The 18,696-nt window shown below is 73.0% G+C and carries 14 protein-coding genes; 7 read left to right on the forward strand and 7 right to left on the reverse strand.

The window, feature by feature from the left end; translation table 11 throughout:
- Nucleotides 1–7 precede the first annotated feature (7 nt).
- The 4 genes from ABT084_RS01335 to ABT084_RS01350 all read right to left on the reverse strand — a co-directional run bounded on the left by ABT084_RS01335 (nt 8) and on the right by ABT084_RS01350 (nt 5,723).
- Nucleotides 8–1,246 (reverse strand): L,D-transpeptidase, encoded by a 1,239-nt coding sequence (locus ABT084_RS01335; RefSeq protein ID WP_502968806.1) that lies wholly within the window; start codon nt 1,244–1,246, stop codon nt 8–10.
- A 126-nt stretch (nt 1,247–1,372) separates the two neighbouring features.
- The gene (locus tag ABT084_RS01340; RefSeq protein ID WP_351037582.1) at nt 1,373–2,092 is read right to left on the reverse strand and encodes a L,D-transpeptidase family protein; all 720 of its coding nucleotides are present in this window, start codon (nt 2,090–2,092) and stop codon (nt 1,373–1,375) included.
- A gap of 147 nt (nt 2,093–2,239) precedes the next feature.
- On the reverse strand, nt 2,240–4,402 hold the full coding sequence (locus tag ABT084_RS01345) for a choice-of-anchor A family protein (RefSeq protein ID WP_351037583.1): 2,163 nt from the start codon (nt 4,400–4,402) through the stop codon (nt 2,240–2,242).
- A gap of 133 nt (nt 4,403–4,535) precedes the next feature.
- Complete coding sequence (locus ABT084_RS01350) at nt 4,536–5,723, reverse strand: L,D-transpeptidase (protein WP_502968813.1); 1,188 nt, start codon at nt 5,721–5,723, stop codon at nt 4,536–4,538.
- A gap of 199 nt (nt 5,724–5,922) precedes the next feature.
- Between ABT084_RS01350 and glgX the strand changes: the two genes are divergently transcribed.
- Complete coding sequence (glgX, locus tag ABT084_RS01355; RefSeq protein WP_351037585.1) at nt 5,923–8,205, forward strand: glycogen debranching protein GlgX; 2,283 nt, start codon at nt 5,923–5,925, stop codon at nt 8,203–8,205.
- A 90-nt stretch (nt 8,206–8,295) separates the two neighbouring features.
- The gene (locus tag ABT084_RS01360; RefSeq protein WP_351037586.1) at nt 8,296–9,018 is read left to right on the forward strand and encodes a CDP-alcohol phosphatidyltransferase family protein; all 723 of its coding nucleotides are present in this window, start codon (nt 8,296–8,298) and stop codon (nt 9,016–9,018) included.
- Here the strand turns inward: ABT084_RS01360 and ABT084_RS01365 are convergent.
- Nucleotides 8,999–9,490, reverse strand: coding sequence for an FAD synthase family protein (locus tag ABT084_RS01365; protein WP_351037587.1), 492 nt, complete (start codon nt 9,488–9,490; stop codon nt 8,999–9,001). The genes ABT084_RS01360 and ABT084_RS01365 overlap by 20 nt on opposite strands.
- Before the next feature lie 157 nt (nt 9,491–9,647).
- On the opposite strand from ABT084_RS01365, the gene ABT084_RS01370 reads away from it, so the two are divergent.
- From ABT084_RS01370 to ABT084_RS01380, 3 genes are read left to right on the forward strand one after another with little or no spacing between them, the layout of a single operon-like run.
- Entirely contained in the window at nt 9,648–10,853 is a 1,206-nt protein-coding gene (locus tag ABT084_RS01370) for a glycosyltransferase family 4 protein (protein WP_351037734.1), read from the forward strand.
- Entirely contained in the window at nt 10,850–12,628 is a 1,779-nt protein-coding gene (locus ABT084_RS01375) for a tyrosine-protein kinase domain-containing protein (protein WP_351037588.1), read from the forward strand. Before ABT084_RS01370 ends, ABT084_RS01375 begins: the two co-directional genes overlap by 4 nt.
- Nucleotides 12,625–13,860 carry an MATE family efflux transporter gene (locus tag ABT084_RS01380; RefSeq protein ID WP_351037589.1) on the forward strand — a complete coding sequence of 412 codons (1,236 nt, stop codon included), beginning with the start codon at nt 12,625–12,627 and terminating at the stop codon, nt 13,858–13,860. The genes ABT084_RS01375 and ABT084_RS01380 overlap by 4 nt, the downstream gene beginning before the upstream one ends.
- 160 nt (nt 13,861–14,020) lie before the next feature.
- Here ABT084_RS01380 and ABT084_RS01385 read toward each other — a convergent pair whose 3' ends face one another.
- Nucleotides 14,021–15,547, reverse strand: coding sequence for a hypothetical protein (locus tag ABT084_RS01385; RefSeq protein ID WP_351037590.1), 1,527 nt, complete (start codon nt 15,545–15,547; stop codon nt 14,021–14,023).
- A 75-nt stretch (nt 15,548–15,622) separates the two neighbouring features.
- Here ABT084_RS01385 and ABT084_RS01390 point away from each other — a divergent pair, with 75 nt between their 5' ends.
- Together ABT084_RS01390 and ABT084_RS01395 are read left to right on the forward strand one after the other, a co-directional pair.
- On the forward strand, nt 15,623–16,162 hold the full coding sequence (locus tag ABT084_RS01390; protein ID WP_351037591.1) for a WcaF family extracellular polysaccharide biosynthesis acetyltransferase: 540 nt from the start codon (nt 15,623–15,625) through the stop codon (nt 16,160–16,162).
- Between the two features lie 26 nt (nt 16,163–16,188).
- Nucleotides 16,189–17,316: a glycosyltransferase gene (locus ABT084_RS01395; protein WP_351037592.1), complete on the forward strand. Its 1,128-nt coding sequence runs from the start codon at nt 16,189–16,191 to the stop codon at nt 17,314–17,316.
- A gap of 658 nt (nt 17,317–17,974) precedes the next feature.
- On the opposite strand, the gene ABT084_RS01400 is transcribed toward ABT084_RS01395, so the two are convergent.
- Complete coding sequence (locus ABT084_RS01400; protein WP_351037593.1) at nt 17,975–18,643, reverse strand: hypothetical protein; 669 nt, start codon at nt 18,641–18,643, stop codon at nt 17,975–17,977.
- Between the last annotated feature and the right edge of the window lie 53 nt (nt 18,644–18,696).

Here is an 18,696-nt window from a genome sequence, read left to right on the forward strand (position 1 = left end):
GGGGGTCCTACTTGATCCAGTCCGCCCAGGGCATGTTCCAGCCGTTGAGGCCGTTGTCGGGGGCGATCTCCTTGTCCTTGGAGTTCTTCACCACCACCACGTCGCCGATCAGGGACTCGTTGTAGAACCAGGCACCGGGCATGTCGTTGTCACCGGCGCCACGGGCGTCCTGCAGGCCCACGCAGCCGTGGCTGACGTTCTCCGAGCCGAAGGTGTCGGAGGAGGCCCAGTAGTTGCCGTGGACGAAGGTGCCGGAGTTCGACAGCCGCATCGCGTGCGGGACGTCGGAGATGTCGTACTCGCCGCCGAAGCCGACGGTGGCGCCGTTCATCCGCGTGACCTTGTACTTCTCGCTGATGACCATCTGCCCGTTGTACGTGGTGTTGGCCGCGGCGCCCGCGGTGATCGGAACGTCCTTGAGGACGGCGTTGTCACGGACCACCTGCATCGTGTGGGCGGCCGCGTCCACGGTGCTCACCTGGGAGCGGCCGACCTTGAAGGTGACGGTGCGGGTCTGCTTGCCGTAGACGCCGGGGCGGCCCTCGACGCCGTCCAGGGCGATCTTGACGGTGACCTTGGTGCCCGCGGCCCAGTACTTCTCGGGGCGGAAGTCGAGCCGGTCGTTGCCGAACCAGTGGCCCTCGACCGGGACCGACGGCTCGGCGGTCACGGTGATGGCCTTCTCCACGGCGTCCGGGTTGGTGATCCCGCGGCTGAAGTTGATCGACACCGGCATGCCCACGCCGACGGTGTCGCCGTCCTCGGGCACGTAGTGGCCGACGAAGGTGTTCGTGGGGGTGAGCGTGGTGAAGGTGATGTCCTTCGCGGACTCGTGCCCCGCGCCGTCCTTGGCGACCGCGTGCACCTTGTACTCGGTGGCGGAGCCGAGGTTGCGGGCGGGCTCCCAACTGGCGCCGTCGGCGCCCATCTTGCCCTCGACCGCGTTGCCCTTCGTGTCGGCGACCGTCACCGTGGTGAGCTTGCCGCCGGTGCTGGTTATCTTCAGGACGCCGCTGGTCGCGACCTCCTTGGCACCGTCGTCCGGCTTTATGGTGACCATCGCCTGGGACGCCTCGGTGCCGGTCTTGCCGCCGGTTCCGCCACCGCCCTTGCCGTTGTCCCCGCCGCCGCCGCCGTTGGTGTCGCCGGTCCCGCCGCTGCACCCGGTGGTGAGCAGCAGCGCCGCCCCGAGCAGCAGGGCGGGCAGGCCGGTGCGGAAGCGGCCGCGAATCGGCTGCAGGTTCACTCTTGTTCTCCCCCATGTCCCCCGCGCGGACATTCGCGCGCTGGGGAAATGGAATCACACGGGCGGATCACGAACGGAAACGGATGTGTCACCGTTCCGTCCCAAGAGGCTGTGAACAGGAAAGTCTCAGTCCTCGGTACCGGGTTTGGTGCCCCAGACGTACACGGCGTCGCCCTCGGTCAGCAGGTCCCACAGCCGGGCCGCGTCCGGGACGGCGAGATTCACGCAGCCCGCCGATCCGCTGTAGTCGTAGAGGTCGCCGCGGTGGCCGTGGATGGCCTGGCCCTCGTCGAAGAACTGGGAGTACGGCATCGGGGAGTTGTCGTAGAGGGAGGAGTAGTGGTCCTCGTCGCGCCAGTAGACCTCGTGCCAGCCGGGGCGCGTCTCCAGGCTGTCGCGGCCGGTGCGGATCGGCACGGGCGCGAAGAGGACCTCCCGGTCGCGCTGTACCCACAACAGTTGACGGTCCATGTCCACGCAGGTCACGCGGTGCGGGCGGACCGGGCAGAGGCCGGCGGAGTTGGGGTCGGGGCGGGCCTGTACGGCGAGCATCGTGCGGTAGGTCCCGAGGCCGGCGTAGCCGTTGACCCGCGCCAGGCCCTGGGCCCGCTGGAAGGCGCGGATGGCGACGCAGTCCGCCGGGGACTGGACCCCGTCGACCGTGCGCCCGAGGTACTCCTCCAGCTCGCGCTGGTAGGGGCCGGTCGGGGCGGTGCAGGGGGCCTCCGGCGCGGACCGGGCGGCCGCGGCGGGTACGGGCGCCGCGGGTGGCGGGCCGCCCGGGGCCGTGGCCAGGGCCAGCAACAGGGCCGCCGCGGCCGTTCCGCGTATCGCACCTGACGCCATGGCCGCCTCCTGACAGCGGCGGCCCGGCCGTCCGGGCCGCCGCTGTCAGCTAAACCCGGCGGCCCGGGTCCGGCGCGCGCGGGTGCGCCGATGCGGTGACGGGATCACCCCACCGGCGCAGGCGCGCCGTGCGCGGAGCGCTCCGGGTCAGCCGCGGGGGTTCCTCGGCTCGCGGCCGTCGTCCTTGCCCTTGCCGTGCGGGTCGCGCTCGTTGGTCAGCCGCTGGACGAGCACCTTGTCCGGGGTCTTCCCGTCCAGGTGCAGCGGGCCGGTCACCCGGTTCCGCGGGCGCACGTACCCCTCGGGGACGTCCGTCTCCACCAGGTAGTAGTAGCCCTCGGAGAGGTTCGGGAACGAGCAGACGCCCTCGCGGTCGGTGGCGCAGCCGTCCTTGACCTTCTCGTCGGCGTTGATGCCGCGGGTCTGCAGGCCCTTGGTGTCGTTGGTCTCCTTCCAGACCTCGAACACCGCGCCGCGCAGCGGCCGACGGGTCTTCCCGTCGAGCTTCAGGACCTTGATGGCGCCCGAGAACTCCTCGCGCTTCTTGTGGTTCGGGACGCCGAGGAGGACGCCTTCCCGGACGTCCCCCTCGTCCAGGTCGAAGGCGGTGACCGGGTCGGCGGGACGCTCGTAGCCCTCGGGGGCGCCGGTCTCGCGCCAGTAGTAGGTGGCGCCGATCGGCAGCTCGACGGTGCAGGTGCCCCGGGCGTCGGTCAGGCAGTCACCGGGGAGCTTGGTGTCCGGGCTCCCCGTGGTCTGGAGGCCCCGGGTTCCGTTGCTCTCCTTCCACAGCTCGAACCGCGCGCCGCGCAGGGGCAGGCCGCTGTCCTTGTCGGTCTTGCGCAGCACCACCTTGGCGGAGGCGGGCGGCACGGGGGTCCTGTCGTTCACGGCCGTCACCCGGACGCCCGCGGCGGCGTTCTCCCGCGTCAGGACGACCTTGCCGACCGGGTTCGCGGGCAGCTCGTAGCCGTCGGGGGCCGCCGTCTCGCGCCAGTAGAACGTGCCGGTCCCGACGGTCTGCTCGCACAGGCCGGTGGCGCCCGTGGTGCACTCCGAGCCGTCGACCCTGTCGTCGGCGCCGGTCCCCGAGGTCTGGAGGCCGTCCGTGCCGTTGGTCTCCTCCCACAGCTCGAAGCGCGCCCCGGGGAGCGCGTTGCCCCGCGGGTCCTGCTTGAGGACGGAGACCTTGCCGGTGACCACCGGGCTGCCGCAGCCGGGCAGGTCGCCGTTGAACGGGTAGGAGTGGAACTCCTGGCCGCCGCCGAGACCCACGAGGCTGGTGTGGGTGAGGTTGCCGGCGGTGAAGAACCTGCCGTTCATGCCGGGCAGCGTGACGGTGGTCTGCGAGGCCTGCCCGCCGACCAGGACGCTGCCCTGGAACTGGCCGCTGCCCCTCAGGTCGACCGTGGTGGCGGTCGGGAAGTTCCACAGCAGCCGGGTGCGCAGGGCGTTGAAGCTGTCGGTCCCGTCGACGATGTTGCCGCTGAAGGTGTTGATGGTGCGGCTGGTGCCGAGCATGTTGACCAGCACGGTGGCGTTCGCCGGGATGTTCGCGAAGCGCAGCCCGACGGCGCCCCGGTTGGTGCCGTTGACCAGGTCGAAGTCGACGTTGAACACCTGGAGCGCGGAGGTGTTGTCGCCGGTGAAGACGACCGTCCCGGCGACGTTGCGCACCGTGCCGGTCGGGGTGCGCTCCCCGCCCGCCTCGTTGGAGGCGTAGCACTTGCTGGCGAAGTCGATCTGGTCGCGCAGTTCGGTGTACGGGGCGACCGCGCCCGGGTCCTTCGTCAGCGGGCCGGTGACCCGCCCGGGGCCGGGGGCGGTGCCCGCGTAACGGACCACGCCGCCGTCGGAGATCAGCCGCTCGCCCGCGGCGATGTTGACGTTCCGCCCGGTGGTGAGGAAGTCGGAGCCGGCGGGCGGCGGGACCAGCGAACCCGCGCCGACGATGCCGATGTTGTACCCCTGGCCGGCCTCGGCGGCCTTGTCCTGGTCGAAGCTGCCGATGACGACGACCTTGCCCTCGGCCTCGGCGGCGCGCTCACGGACGTGGAAGTCGCCGCCGACGAAGATGCTGATCCCCTCGTCACGGCCGACCGGACTGCCGGTGCCGATCTGCGGGAACGGGTCGGGGCACAGGGCGCCGACGCAGGGGCCGAGGCCGCCGGGAAGCGGCGCGGCCGCCCGCGACACCGCTCCCGCGGCGTCCGTGGACCCGCTGCCGGGCCCCGCCGCCAGGGCGACGGGCGCCCCGGCGGCCAGTACGGCTCCGATCGCGAGCCCCAGGGTCCAGTTCCTTGCTGACATGACGCTCCGTCCGTTACCTGCCGCTGGCTGCGCTGTGTGCGCTGACAGGCTGGACGCGGGCTCCGGCGAGCCGGGCGGACCGACACTCCCCACTACGGCATTCCGGTCCGACAATCACTCGATCGGACCGCGGTCAGTGAAGGGCGGAGCCCGCGATCCAGTCCGGCCAGGAGAGGTTCCAGCCGCCCAGGCCGTTGTCCGGGGCGACGGTCTTGTCCTGGGAGTTCACGATCTCGACCACGTCCCCGATCAGGGACCGGTCGAAGAACCAGCCCGCCGGAGTGTCCGAGCCGCCGCCCTTGTTGTCGCGCAGGCCGATGCAGCCGTGGCTGGTGTTGCTGGAGCCGAAGGTGTCGGGGCTCGCCCAGTAGTTCCCGTGCAGGAAGGTGCCGGAGGCGGTGAGCCGCATGGCGTGCGGGACGTCGGGGATGTCGTACTCGCCGCCGAAGCCGACGGTCTGGCCGTTCATCCGGGTCACGTCGAACATCTCGCTCACCACCATCTTGCCGTTGTAGGTGGTGTGCTTGGGCGCCCCGGCGCTGATCGGGACGGTGGAGAGCAGCTGGCCGTCGCGGCGGACCTCCATGGTGTGGGCGGCCGCGTCGACGGTGGAGATCTGCCGGCGGCCGACGGTGAAGCGGACGCTCTTGCTCTGCACCCCGTACGAGCCGGGCGCGCCCTCGACGTCGCGGAGCTTCATGTCCACGGTGACCTCGCTGCCGGGCTTCCAGTACTCCTTGGGCCGGAAGTCGATCCGCTCGTTGCCGAACCAGTGGCCGATGACCTCGACGGCGGGGTCGGCGGTGATCGTGATGGCCTTCTCGACTTCGGCGCGGTTCTTGATGGGCCGGTTGAAGTTGAAGGAGATGATCATGCCGGTGCCGACGGTCGAGCGGTTCTCGGGCTTGAAGTAGCCGATGAACCGTTCCTCGGGGACGTAGGTGGTGAAGGTGGTGTGCCGGGCCTGGCGGCGGTCGTGGCCGTCGACGGCGACGGCGTCCACCGTGTACTTGGCGGCGAGCGCGAGCCGTCCGGCCCCCGCGTCGGGATGCCAGCTGAGGCCGTCGGGGTCGATCGATCCGGGTACCTGTTCCTCCTGCGCGTCCTCCACCTTGGTGACCACCACCCGCTCCAGCCGGCCCTCCGGCACGTGCACGGTCAGTGGCCCCTCGGCCGGTACGCCCTTCGCGTTGTCCTCCGGGGTGACCCGGATGGCCTCCTGCGGTGACCTGGCCTTCCCGGGGAGCTGGATCTCCACCGGGGATCCGCCGCCCTCGGTGCATCCGGCCAGTCCGCCCATCAGGCCCGCCCACGCCGCCATGGCGGCGAAGCCCGCCCCTGCCCGCCTCTTCACAAGTCTCACGGTGCGTCCAACGACCGTGCCGTCCAGGGGAAACGTGAGTGTGACCCAGGTTCCGGGCAGAACAGTGGGAAGGACCGGACGGGGGACGGGCCCCGGCAGGGACGCCGGGGCCCCCTTCCCACCCCCGGAGGTACCCGAGGAGCCGTGGAGGCGGGCAGTGACGAGCGCAGCCGAGGACGAGGCGGTGGAATCCGTTCCGCACGCCCCGCGCAGGACCGACGGGTATGCGGGAGGCCAGGTCAGCGGTACGGCCGCGGGGCCGGTACGGGCTTCCGCGCGCCCGGGCCCCGCCGTGTGGCCGGGCTCCTCCCATCCCCTGGGGGCCCGCTACCGGGCCGGACCCGACGGGGCCCGGGGCACCAACTTCGCGCTCTGGGCCCAGGGGGCGGAGTCCGTGGAGCTGTGTCTGTTCGACGCGGGCGGCGCCGAGACCCGGTGCGCGCTGACGGAGCTGACGCACGAGATCTGGCACGGTTTCGTGCCGGGCGTGCGCCCGGGGCAGCGGTACGGCTTCCGGGTGCACGGCCGGTGGGACCCGTGGACGGGGGCCCGCTACAACCCGGCCAAGCTGCTGCTGGATCCGTACGCCCGCGCCGTGGACGGCGACTTCACGCTGCCGCCGGAGGTGTACGGGCACGTGCGGGACTGGCCGCAGCAGTACATCGCGGACACCGTGCGCGACGACCGGGACTCGGCGCCCTTCGTGCCGAAGGGGGTGGTGGTCCACGACGACGACGACTGGGCGGACGACGTGCGCCCCAAGACGCCGTGGGCGGACTCCGTCATCTACGAGCTGCATGTGCGCGGGTTCACCATGCGCCACCCGGGCGTCCCCGAGGAACTGCGCGGCACCTACGCCGGGCTGGCCCATCCGGCGGCCGTCGAGCACCTGACCCGGCTCGGGGTGACGGCGGTGGAGCTGCTGCCGGTGCACCAGTTCGCGCACGAGGACCACCTGCTGCGCCGGGGGCTGCGCAACTACTGGGGCTACAACTCCGTCGGCTACTTCGCCCCGCACGCCGGGTACTCGGCCTCGGGCACCACCGGGCAGCAGGTCGGCGAGTTCAAGCGGATGGTGAAGGCCCTGCACGCGGCGGGGATCGAGGTGATCCTCGACGTGGTCTACAACCACACCGCGGAGGCGGGCGAGCTGGGTCCGACCCTGTCGCTGCGCGGGATCGACAACCGGGGCTACTACCGGCTGCAGAGCGACCAGCGGCGCTACGCCGACTACACCGGCTGCGGGAACACCCTGCACGCCGGGCGCCCGCACGTGCTGCGGCTGATCACCGACTCGCTGCGGTACTGGGTGACGGAGATGGGGGTGGACGGCTTCCGCTTCGACCTGGCGGCGGCGCTGGCCCGGTCCATGCACGACGTGGACATGCTCTCGCCGTTCCTCGCGGTGATCGCGCAGGATCCGGTGCTGCGGCGGGTGAAGCTGATCGCGGAGCCGTGGGACGTGGGCTCGGGCGGCTACCAGGTGGGCGCGTTCCCCCCGCTGTGGACGGAGTGGAACGACCGGTACCGGGACGCGGTCCGCGACTTCTGGCGGGGCGCGCTGCCCGACGTACGGGACCTGGGCTACCGGCTGTCGGGGTCCAGCGACCTGTACGCGTGGGGCGGGCGGCGCCCGTACGCCTCGGTGAACTTCGTGACCGCGCACGACGGTTTCACCCTGCGCGACCTGGTCTCCTACGACCGCAAGCACAACGACGCGAACGGCGAGGAGGGCCGGGACGGGACGAACGACAACCGGTCCTGGAACGGCGGGGTCGAGGGGGACCCGCCCGAGGGCCCCGATCCGCGGATCGCGGCGCTGCGGCGGCGCCAGCTGCGGAACCTGCTGACCACGCTGCTGCTGTCGACGGGGGTGCCGATGCTGGTGGCGGGCGACGAGTTCGGCCGGACCCAGGGCGGCAACAACAACGCCTACTGCCAGGACAACGAGACGGGCTGGGTGGACTGGTCGCTGCTGGAGGACCCGGCCTGGCGGGAGCTGTTCGCGCTGACCGCCCGGCTCGTGCGGCTGCGCCAGGAGCATCCGGTGCTGCGGCGGCGGGCGTTCTTCTCGGGGCGGGCCGAAGGCGCTGACGGGCTGCGGGACCTGGCGTGGTTCACCGCGGGCGGCGCGGAGATGACCGAGCGGGACTGGTACGCCCCCGCGGCCTCGCTGGGTCTGTACCTGTCGGGGCGGGACATCCCCGGGCGGGACGAGCGGGGCCGGCCGGTGACCGACGACAGCTTCCTGGCCCTGCTGCACGCCGGGGACCGGCCGGTGGCGTGGGCGCTGCCGGGGGCGCCGTGGGCGGCGGAGTACGAGGTGGTGCTGGACACCTCGCGGGAGGACCAGGCGGCGGCTCCGGCGGTGCGGTACCGGGGCGGGCGCACGATGACGGTCCCGGCGCGGTCGGTGGTGCTGCTGCGGGTGGTGGCCTGAGGCGGCGCTCCGGCCCCTGCGATGATGTGCCGTCGTACACGCGTGCGCCTTCGCGCGCGTGCCAACGGGGTCACCGAAGGGGCTGTGCGCATGGCGAGTGTCGAGGCCGCGCTACGGGAGTTGCGCGGGGCGCAGAAGTCGGCGAAGGGGGTGTCGCTGTACTCGCGGTTCGTGAACCGGCCGGCCGGGCGGTACCTGGCCGCCGGTGCGTACGCGCTGGGGCTCAGCCCGAACCAGGTGACGCTGATCAGCGCCGCCTTCAGCTTCGCCGCCGTCGGCGCGGTGGCGCTGGCCGCGCCGTCGTGGGGGCTCGGGTTCGCGGTGTGGGCGGCGCTCGCCGTGGGCTTCGCCTTCGACTCGGCGGACGGGCAGCTCGCCCGGCTGCGGGGTGGCGGCAGCGCGGCGGGCGAGTGGCTCGACCACGTCGTGGACTGCGCCAAGCTGACCGCGCTGCACACCTGTGTGCTGATCGCCTTCCACCGCTTCCCGGATGCCTACGGCACCTCCGGGGACGGCTGGCTGCTGGTGCCGCTGGGCTTCCAGTTCGCGGCGGTCGTGACCTTCTTCGGCGGGCTGCTGACCGAGAAGCTGAAGCCGAAGGCCGCTCCGGGGAGCCCCGCCGCCGCGCCCTCCACCGTGCGCGCGGTCGCGCTGCTGCCGGTGGACTACGGGGTGTTCTGCCTGGTGTTCCTGCTGCTGGGCGGCGGGGAGCTGTTCCGGTGGGCCTACGCGGGGTTCGGCGCGGTGGCCGCGCTGTTCCTGGTGGCGTTCCTCGCGAAGTGGTTCCGCGAACTCAGCGCGGTACCGCGCTGACCGGGGCCGCCGGGGCGGCCAGCGCGTCCAGGGCCCGGCGCAGCTGGGTGCTGGACGTGTGCACGGTGTAGGGGAAGTAGACGACGTCGACCCCGACGGCGGCGAAGTCCTCTTCCAGGCGCAGGCCCTTGGGCGTGCCCCGCCAGTCGTCGCCCTTGAAGATCACGTCGAACCGGACCTGCTTCCAGGTCTGCACCTTGTCCGGGACCGTCTCGACGAAGGCGGCGTCGACGTACTTCACGCTACGGACGATTTCCAGCCGCTCGACGAGCGGAATCATCGGGCGGCGCCCCTTGGCGAGTTCGGCCATCTCGTCGGAGACCACTCCGGCCACCAGGTAGTCGCACTGACTACGGGCGTGCCGGAGGATGTTGAGGTGGCCGATGTGGAACAGGTCGTAGGCACCCGGCGCGTAGCCGACCCGATAGGGCCTGCGCGCCCCGCCCAGTCCGGGCATGTCAAGCTCCGTCATCTGTTACCCCCCAGAGGCCGCACCCCCCGGCGCGGCGGATCAGCAGACAATAGCGTGCACGTTCCGTGCCGTGCGGGTGAACGATTAGGGTGTGCAGCGCATCGACCTGGGGGGAAGGGAACGTTCAGTGTCCATATCGGGTCACCGGCGCCTGCTGCTGGTTTCGACCAATTACGCTCCCGAGCACGCGGGCATCGGCCCGTACGCCACACAAATCGCGGAGCACTGGGCGATTTCCGGTCACGATACCCATGTGTTCGCGGGTATGCCCCACTATCCCTCCTGGTCGCTCGAACCAGACTACAAGGGGGCCCTGCGGCGCACGGAGAAGCGTGCGGGAGTGACGGTGCACCGGCGTGCGCACACCGTCCCGGCGCGGCAGACCGCGGTGAAGCGGGCCCTCTTTGAAGGATCGATTCTGCTGCACGGGGCCGTGGCCCCGCCCCGGATGCCGAAGCCGGACGCGGTCATGGCCCAGATGCCCAGCCTGGCGGGCGGCGTGCTCGCGGCCCGGCTCGCGGCCCGGTGGAAGGTTCCGTTCGTCCCCGTGGTCCAGGACCTGATGGGCGCCGCCGCGGCGCAGAGCGGGATCAGCGGCGGCGACAAGGCGGCGGTGATCGCCGCCCGCGCGGAGGCGTACGCCCTCAAGCGGGCCACCCTGGTCGGCGTCATCCACGAGACCTTCGTCGACCGGGTCGTGGCCATGGGCGTGGACCCGAAGAGGATCCGCCTGGTCCCCAACTGGTCGCACGTGCCCGCCCCCACCAAGCCGCGCGACGAGACCCGCCGCCACCTGGGCTGGGCCCCCGGCCAGAGCGTGGTCCTGCACTCCGGGAACATGGGCCTCAAGCAGGGCCTCGAGGTCCTCGTCGGCGCGGCCCGCCTCGATCCCCGCGTCCGCTTCGTCCTGATGGGCGACGGCAGCCAGCGCGGCGCCCTGGCCGACCTCGCGGCCGACGTACCGAACCTGGACATCATCCCCCCTGCCGCCGACGGCGAGTTCCCCGATATCCTCGCGGCGGCGGACGTGCTCGCGGTCACGCAGCACGCGGCCGTACTCGACATGAGCGTGCCGTCCAAGCTCACCTCCTACTTCGCGGCGGGCCGTCCCGTCGTCGCCTCGGTGGCGGCGCAGGGCGGCACCGCCCAGGAGGTGGAGCGTTCGGGAGCCGGGGTGCTCGTCGCCCCGGAGGACCCGCGCGCGCTGCTGAAGGCCGTACGCGCACTGGCCGAGGACCCGCGGGGGGCGGACGCGCTGGGCGCGGCCGGTCCGCGCCACGTGGCGGCTCACCTGAGCCGGGAAGCGGGCCTCGCCCGCATCGACGCACTGATGGACGAAGCACTTGGGGGTCCCCGGCCGTGATCGAGACGAACCGCCCGGCAGCGGTCCCGGCGGAGGACGAACCCGACCTCCTCAGGGACCAGTTCCGCCAGCTGACGCGCTACCGCAGGCTCATCGGCGCGGGCATCGGGATCGGTCTGCTGGGCGGCGTGTACCTCGGCATATCGACGGCCGACACCTACGTCGCCACCGCCGACGTGGTCCTGCGCACCCCCACCGACGACCCGTTCAATCCGAGCATCGCCCCCGACAAGGCGATCAACATCGGTTCCGAACGGCAGGTCGCGCTCAGCAGCTCCATCGCGGGCGAGGCCGCGAAGAAGCTCGGCATCCCCGACTCCGGTCTGGCCGCGCTGCGTTCCGGTCTCCAGGTCACCAACCCGCCGCAGACCATGGTGCTGCGCTTCACCTACACCTCCGGCTCCCCCACGGAGGCCGCCAAGCGCGCCAACGCGATGACCGAGGCGTACCTGTCCAAGCGGCTCGTCGCCCTCGACGCCACTCGTGACGCCATGGTCAAGAGCTACAAGGACCAGCGCGACCCGGTGGCCAAGCAGCTCGACGACCTGGTCAAGCAGATCTCCCAGATGCCCGCGGGCAGCGCGCGCGACGCCGTGTACTCCTCCCGGACCGACCTGCAGAGCAAGGTCGGCCAGCTCAACGGGAACATCGCCAAGCTCGACGCCCTCGACATGACCCCGGGCCGCGTCACCAGCGCGGCGACCGCGCCCACCCGGCCCGACGGGCCGGGCATCGTCATGTCGCTCGCGCTCGGCGCGGCCGTCGGCCTCGCGCTCGGGCTGCTCGCCGCCTGGGTCCGGCTGGTCTTCGACCCGGCACCGCGCTCCGACGGCGACGTCTCCCGCGCCCTGCGCGCCCCCGTCCTCGGCAACCTGCCCCGCGACAGGACGGGCGGCGGCCCGCTGCTCGCCGCCGGTGAGGCCGATCCGCGGCTCGCGGAGGAGTACCGGTCGGTGGCCTTCCGGCTCGCCTACGACTCCCGGTTCGCCGACCGGCGGCGCCTGCTCGTCGTCGCCCCGCGCGGCAGCAGCGAAGCGGCCGCCTCGGTGGCGGTGAACCTCGCCGCCTCCTTCGCCGAGACCGGCAAGGACGTCCTGCTCATCGAGGCGGACCTACGGACGCCGCTGCTCGCCAGCCAGCTGCCCACCGACGCCGGCGGCCGGCCGCGCTGGAGCCAGACGCCGGGCGGCGCGGCCCAGGGCGGAGCGCCCGGGCCCGCCGAGTCCGACTGGCCCGACGGGCGCCAGCTCGTCGTGGACGCCGGTGAGTCGGGCGCCTTCGACCTGATCCCCGGCGACCGGGTGCGCAACGTCGCCCGCGCGCTCACCAGCCCGCGCGCGACCCGGCTGATCTCCGAGGCCGACTCGCCCAACTCCACCGTGGTCGTGCTCGCCCCGCCCGTGCTGTCGTACGCCGACGCGCTCGCCCTCGTCGACCGCGTGGACGGCGTCCTCGTGGTCTGCGACCCGCGGGCCGTGCACCGCAGCGACCTGTCCCGGATCCGCGAGCTGATCAGCGGCGCGGGCGGCACGGTGCTGGGCGCGGTCCTGCACGGACCGCTGCCCGGCGAGAAGCGCGGCCGGTCCAAGGCGAAGACCCCTTCCGCTCCGGCGCCGTCGTCCCCCGCGCCGGGCTCCGCGTCCGTGTCCACGCCCGCCCCCGCCTCCGCCTCCGCCTCCGCCTCCGGGGCCGAACTGCCCGAGCCGGACCAGCACCTCACCGGTGACGGCAGCGACACGGTCGCCCTGCGCACGGTCCGCACGGGCCGGAGGTGAGCCGGCGCGGCCTCGCCGCCCTCTCCTCGGTCCTGGACCAGGCCGCCTCCAGCGCCACCAACATCCTGGTGCTGGTGCTGGCCGCGCGGCTCTCCTCGGCCTCCGGCTTCGCCGCGTTCTCGATGGTCTACGTGACCTTCACCGTCCTGCTCGGCCTGAACATGGCGTACGTCGGCCAGAGCGTGGTCCTGGAGCAAGGGGAGCGGCGGGCCGTGGTCTGCCGTTCCGCGGTGGCCTTCACCGGCTCCGCCGCGATGCTCGTGGGCGCCGCGCTGGCCCTCGTCGGGCTGTTCCTGTCCGGCGCGACGGGCTGGGCGTTCCTCGCGCTGGGGGCGGTCCTGCCGCTGGTCCTGGTCCAGGACGGGCTGCGGTACTGCTTCTCGGCGCTGCGCGTGCCCGAACGGGCCCTGGCGGCGGATGCGTTGCGGCTGGTGTGCGTGGTGGGCGCCCTGCTGCTCCAGCCGGCGGGGGTCTCCCCGGGCCGACTGGTGCTGGTGTGGGGGGTCTCGGCGCTCCCGGCGCTCGCGCTGGGCCTGTGGCTGCTGCGGCCGTACGTCCGGGGGGTGCGGGCCGATCTGCGGCCGTACCTGCGCCGGGGGCACCTCGGGCAGCGGTTCGTGGTCGAGTTCGCGGTGGGCAACGGTTCCAGTCAGCTCGCGGTGCTCGGGCTCGGGGTCTTCGCGACCCCGCTCGCCGTCGGCGCGCTGCGCGGTGCGAGCACCCTCTTCGGGCCGCTGAACGTGCTGTTCAACTCCGCCAACGCCTTCGGGCCGCCGATGCTGGGGCGGCGTGGCGGCAAGCGGGCGGTGGTCCGTACGACGGCCGCGCTCGGCCTGGTCCTGGCCGTGCTGGGCGCGGGGTGGGCGGCGGTCCTGTACCTGCTGCCCGACCGGCTGGGGCGCCAACTGCTGGGCGACACCTGGGGCTCGGCGGCGGCGCTGCTGCCGGCGACGGGGGCGCAGTACGCGGCGATGGGGCTGGGGACCTGTGCCCTGCTGACCCTGCGGGTGCTGGCGCCGAAGGCGACGCTGGCCGTCCAGGTCGTCTTCTCGGTACTGTCCGTCGTGCTGCTGCTTGCCGGGTACGTTCTGTGGGGGGCGCAGGGGGCCGCGTGGGGCCTGGCGGCCGGCTCAACCCTGAAAGCCCTGGCCGCCTGGACCCGCACCACCCGCCTCCGCGTCCCGGCCCCCAGCGCCCCGGCCCGGACCCCCGCCGACGCACCCGCCACCTGACCGCCCGGCGCTTGAGGGCCCGCCGAAGGCACCACCGGCAGAGGCCGGGGGACATACCGGTCCGACGCCGGACGCACGCCGTGGGCCCTCCGGGGGCGCCTCAAACGCCGGCGAGGCTGAATTTGGCCCGGGCAACCGGCGAGGCTGGGGCGGGGTCGGGTCAGCGGAGGGTGGTGGTGGGGTCCTGGCGGGGGGTGGCTATCAGGGCCAGGCACATGGCGGCGATCGCCACGCGCCCGGAGGCCTGCAGCAGCGGCCCCCTCAGCAGGATGAAGGAGTACCCCGCGACCAGCGGGACGACCACAGAGATCAGACTCCCCGGCGCCGTCCGCCGCACAGCCCGCTTCGCATACCGCCGGTCGACCCGCGCGGCGGCGTACCCCATCCCCAGCAGCCCGGCCCCCATCCCCAGCGGCCCGAAGTCGAGCCACAGCTCGGCCCAGATCGGGGAGGACAGGTTGGTGTTGACCGTGCCCATCCACTGCCCGACCATCACCCCGGTGTCCCGCGGCTTGCCCGGCCACACCGAGCGCGGCACCGCGAAGAGGACGGACCCGGCCAGCTGGCGCCCGTAGGAGTGGCCGGGGCCGGAGTTCGAGAAGGTGATCGTGTTCGCGAACATGCCGATCTGGTCGTAGTCCTTGAGCGCCATCGGCTCCAGGAACGAGGTCGTCTCGACCGGCTTGTAGTTCTTCTCGTCGTACCGGAAGCGGTCCGCGAAGGGGAAGACGAGGAGCGCGACCACCACGGCCATGGACAACGCCACCCGGTACATGGCGGCGCTGACCGGGAAGACCGTGAAGAGCAGCGAGAACATGACCGTCAGGAACCAGTACCGCGGGTTCGAGATGGGGTTGTTGACGATGACGTTGAGGACGGCCAGCGCGGCCCAGATCGCGATGACGGAGGGCCGGCGGCGGGCGTGCACCGAGGTGACCAGCCAGCGGGTGTAGCAGAGCAGCGCGAGCAGCGCCGGTACGGTGCCGAAGCCGCGCAGGAAGGCCTGGCCCGCCTGCCCGTCGGTGGAGACGCCCGCCTCCTGGATGCCCGCGATGATCTCCTGGCGGCTGCTGAAGAAGACGGCCGGGCCGCCGAGCTTCACGATGAGCGCCGCACTGCCCAGGAAGGCCAGAAGGGTGAGCAGTTGGAGCCGCCGGTGGTGCGCCATGAGGGGCCGGGGCTCGCGCTGCGAGCCGCCCGCGCGCCCCGAGGGCCGGTGACGGGCGAGCAGCACCCCGACGTCGAAGGCGGTGCAGCCGAGCAGGACCAGGCCGATGGCCACGGTGAGGTCGGAACGCGGGCCGACGACGGGCGTGGGGACCTGGCCGAGGACAGCCTGCGCGAGCGGGGCGACCCCCATCGCCATGTAGACGAAGAGCCAGAAGGAGCCCTGGAGCAGCTTGCGGCGGCTGGTGAGGACCATCGCGGAGAGCCGGGCGCCCGCGTACATGGTGAGGGCCAGCTGGAGCCAGAACGCGGCGTCCCGCACGCCCGCGCCGGACTGCGAGGCGACGAACAGCGGCAGGAAGACGGTGAACCCGAGGGCGAGCGGAACGGACAGCGCGCGGGAGAGCAGGGTGCGCGGGGTGGTGACCCTGCCCCAGCGGTGCTGATCCGGGTCCCACGGGTGCGGGGTGGGGGCGGTTTTCGGTGGTGCGGGGACGGGTCCGCGTACCTGTGTCGCCATTGTGCCCCCGCCCCCTGTGCCTGGTCCGCGCGCAGTCTAGTCTGACCCGACGGGGATGGAGTGGGGGGTACTTCGGTGCGCAATCTCCCGGCCTTCACGCTGGCCGGATACGACAAGGGGCGCGGTCTGCTGACGCAGGCGCTCTGGTTCGCCGTGATGAACACGCTGTTCATGGCCTGGTTCTGTCCGGCCCGGCTGCGGGTCGCGCTGCTGCGTGCCTTCGGGGCGCGGATCGGCGAGGGCGTGCTGATCCGGCACAAGGTACGGGTGCTGTGGCCGTGGAAGCTCACGGTCGGCGACCACACCTGGATCGGCGAGGGCGCCTGGCTGCTGAACCTGGAGCCGGTCACGATCGGTTCGCACGTGTGCGTCTCGCAGGAGGCCATGCTGTGCACCGGTTCGCACGACCACCGGGCCGCCGACTTCCGCTACCGCAACGCCCCGATCACCGTCGGGGACGGCGCGTGGGTGGCGGTACGGGCGACCGTGCTGGCCGGAGTGACCGTGGGCCGCTGTGCCGTGGTGGGCGCGGGGGCCGTCGTGCACAAGGACCTGCCCGAGCTGACCCTGCAGACCGCGGACGGTACGCGCCGCCCGGTCGAGGAACCGAAGTAGCGACGAGCCGAAGTGAGATCCCCCCGGTGAGAGTTCTGCACGCCGTCACACTGCACTCCCCCACGCATGCCTTCGGGGGGCCGGTCCGGGTCGCGCTCAACCTCGCCAAGGGGTTGCGGGCGCGCGGGCACGAGGCCTCGCTGCTGGCGCTCGGCGAGGGGTTCGAGGACCCCTGGCCGACCGACGTCGAGGGCGTACCGGCCCGGCTGTACCCGGCGAAGCGGCTGCTGCCGCTCGGTTTCAGCGGGATGACCTCGCCCGCGCTGCTGGCGGCGGCCGGGCGGCTGGTGCGGTCGGCGGACCTGGTCCATGTCCACCTGGCCCGGGACCTGGTGACCCTGCCGGTCGCGCTGGCCGCGCTGCGGGCCGGGAAGCCGCTGGTGCTCCAGACGCACGGGATGGTGGACCCGAGCGGGAAGCTGCTGGCGAAGGTCCTGGACGCGGTGGCGGTGCGGCGGGTGCTGCGCGGGGCGGACGCGGTGCTGTACCTGACCCCGCACGAGCGGGAAGCGCTGGACGCGGTGGTCGGCGGGGCCGGGCTGGACAACACGGTGCGGCTGGTGAACGGCGTACCGGCGCAGGAGGCGCGGCCCGTGCTGTCGGGGCCGCCGCGGATCCTTTACGCGGCGCGGCTCCAGGAGCGCAAGCGGCCGGTGGACTTCGTGAACGCCATGTCGCTGGTCGCGGAGAAGGTGCCGGAGGCGCGGTTCGTGGTGGCGGGGCCCGACGAGGGGGAGTACGGGGCCGTCTTCCACCGGATGATGACGATGCGGCTGGACGGGCGGATGACGATACCGGGGGCGCTGACCGGGGATCAGGTGCTGGAGGAGCTGCGCCGGGCGAGTGTGTATGTCCTGCCGTCCGTGGACGAGCCGTTCCCGATGTCGGTGCTGGAGGCGATGGCGGTGGGCGTGCCGGTGGTGGTGACCCGGTCGAACGGGCTGGCCCGGGACATCGCTGCCGCGGGGGCGGGGCGGGTCGTGGCCCCGGGGCCGGAGGGGGTGGCGGAGGCCGTCCTGGAGCTCCTGGATCCGGCGGTGAACGAGGCGGCGTCCCTCGCGGCCCGCGAGCTGGCCACCGGGTCCTTCGCGATGTCCGCCGTCCTGGACACCCTCCTGTCGACCTACACCGGAGCGACCGCCCGCCACCCCTGACCTCCGCCCCCGGCGACGCCTCAAACGCCGGCGAGGCTGAGTTGGGGCCGCCTCGATCGCGGGCGCGGCGGATGGCCTGGGGCAGGGCACGCCCGCATCGCCAGTGCGGCTCGGGTGGGCCTCCGGCGGCGCCTCAAACGCCGGCGAGGCTGAATTGGCCCACCTCGATCGAGGAACGCGGCCGAGTCGGCCCGCCTCCAACAGCGGCCCGGCTGGTGGCCTGGGGCACGCCCGGATCGCCAGTACGGCTCGAACGGCCTCCGGCGGCGCCTCAAACGCCGGCGGGGCTGGATTGGCTCGCCTCGATCGTGGGGTGCGGCTGAGTCGGCCCGCCTCCAACAGCGGCGCGGTGGGGCGCTTCCGGTCGCGTCTCCGTGGCCAGCGGCCCTCGTACGCGGGGCCGCACCAGCCTCGCCGACGTACGGGGGCCGATCCAGCCTCGCCGGCGTTTGAGGCGCGGGCACCGACGTACGGGGGCCGATACAGCCCCGCCGGCGTTTGAGGCGCCGCCGGAGGCCCAACCGAGCCGCGCCCGCGGTCACGGTCGCGGCCGATTCAGCCTCGCCGGCGTTTGAGGCGCGGGCACCGACGTGCGGGGGCCGATTCAGCCTCGCCGGCGTTTGAGGCGACGCCGGGGGCCGGGTCGGGGGGCGGTCGGTCAGGACGGGAGCCAGGCGTAGCAGCCCGTCGAGACGAACTCCGCCGTGCCCGCGGGGATTTCGGCCGTGATTTTGGCGCCGGCCGGCTGCGTCATGGGGCTGGAGGCCAGGACGCCGCCGTCCGCCCCCTTCGCCTGCCAGACACAGGACGTGCTCTGCGTCAGCGCCCGGTACGTACCCTTCGCCGGGGAGGTTTTCGTCCCGTCGGGGAAGCCCGTCTGGGCCGCCGCCAGCACCGGCTGCTGCTCGGGGCACAGCGCCGGGATCGCGTCCTTCGCCGCCGGGATCTCCCCCGCGATGAGGGAGCCGATCGCCGCGTCCTTGTCGTGCTTCGCGGTGCGCGCCACCCGCTGGCAGGCCTCCTGGCCCGTCTGGAGCACCGCGGCCGGGTCCATCTTCTCCGGCACGCGCCCGCTCAGGTACTTCTTCTCCTTGTCCGTGAAGCTGCCCGTCACCGGGGTGAGCTTCGCGTCCGGCAGCACCGGCCCGGTCGGCTTCGCCGCCGGCGCGTTGGCGGGCTGCGAGTCCGCCGGGTCCGGGACCGCCGAGGAGGCCGGGCCCTTCGGCTTGGCCGCACCCGCGGCGTCGGGCTTGGCGTCCGAACCGCAGGCGGTCAGCGTCAGGGCGGCGGCCAGCAGGACCGCGGCCGCTGCGGAGCGTCGGTACATCAGGGGGCTCCCGTGGTACTGGGTGGTGCGGGCTGTGGGCACGGGTACGGGTA

Source organism: Streptomyces sp. NPDC002138, from assembly GCF_040296485.1.
In the GTDB taxonomy this organism is placed as follows: Bacteria; Actinomycetota; Actinomycetes; order Streptomycetales; family Streptomycetaceae; genus Streptomyces.

Coding starts and splice junctions, on each gene's coding strand:
- ABT084_RS01340 (WP_351037582.1), bottom strand. CDS start 2,092: ATGGCGTCAGGTGCGATACGCGGAACGGCCGCGGCGGCCCTGTTGCTG.
- ABT084_RS01345 (WP_351037583.1), bottom strand. CDS start 4,402: ATGTCAGCAAGGAACTGGACCCTGGGGCTCGCGATCGGAGCCGTACTG.
- ABT084_RS01350 (WP_502968813.1), bottom strand. CDS start 5,723: ATGGCGGCGTGGGCGGGCCTGATGGGCGGACTGGCCGGATGCACCGAG.
- ABT084_RS01360 (WP_351037586.1), top strand. CDS start 8,296: ATGGCGAGTGTCGAGGCCGCGCTACGGGAGTTGCGCGGGGCGCAGAAG.
- ABT084_RS01365 (WP_351037587.1), bottom strand. CDS start 9,490: ATGACGGAGCTTGACATGCCCGGACTGGGCGGGGCGCGCAGGCCCTAT.
- ABT084_RS01385 (WP_351037590.1), bottom strand. CDS start 15,547: ATGGCGACACAGGTACGCGGACCCGTCCCCGCACCACCGAAAACCGCC.
- ABT084_RS01400 (WP_351037593.1), bottom strand. CDS start 18,643: ATGTACCGACGCTCCGCAGCGGCCGCGGTCCTGCTGGCCGCCGCCCTG.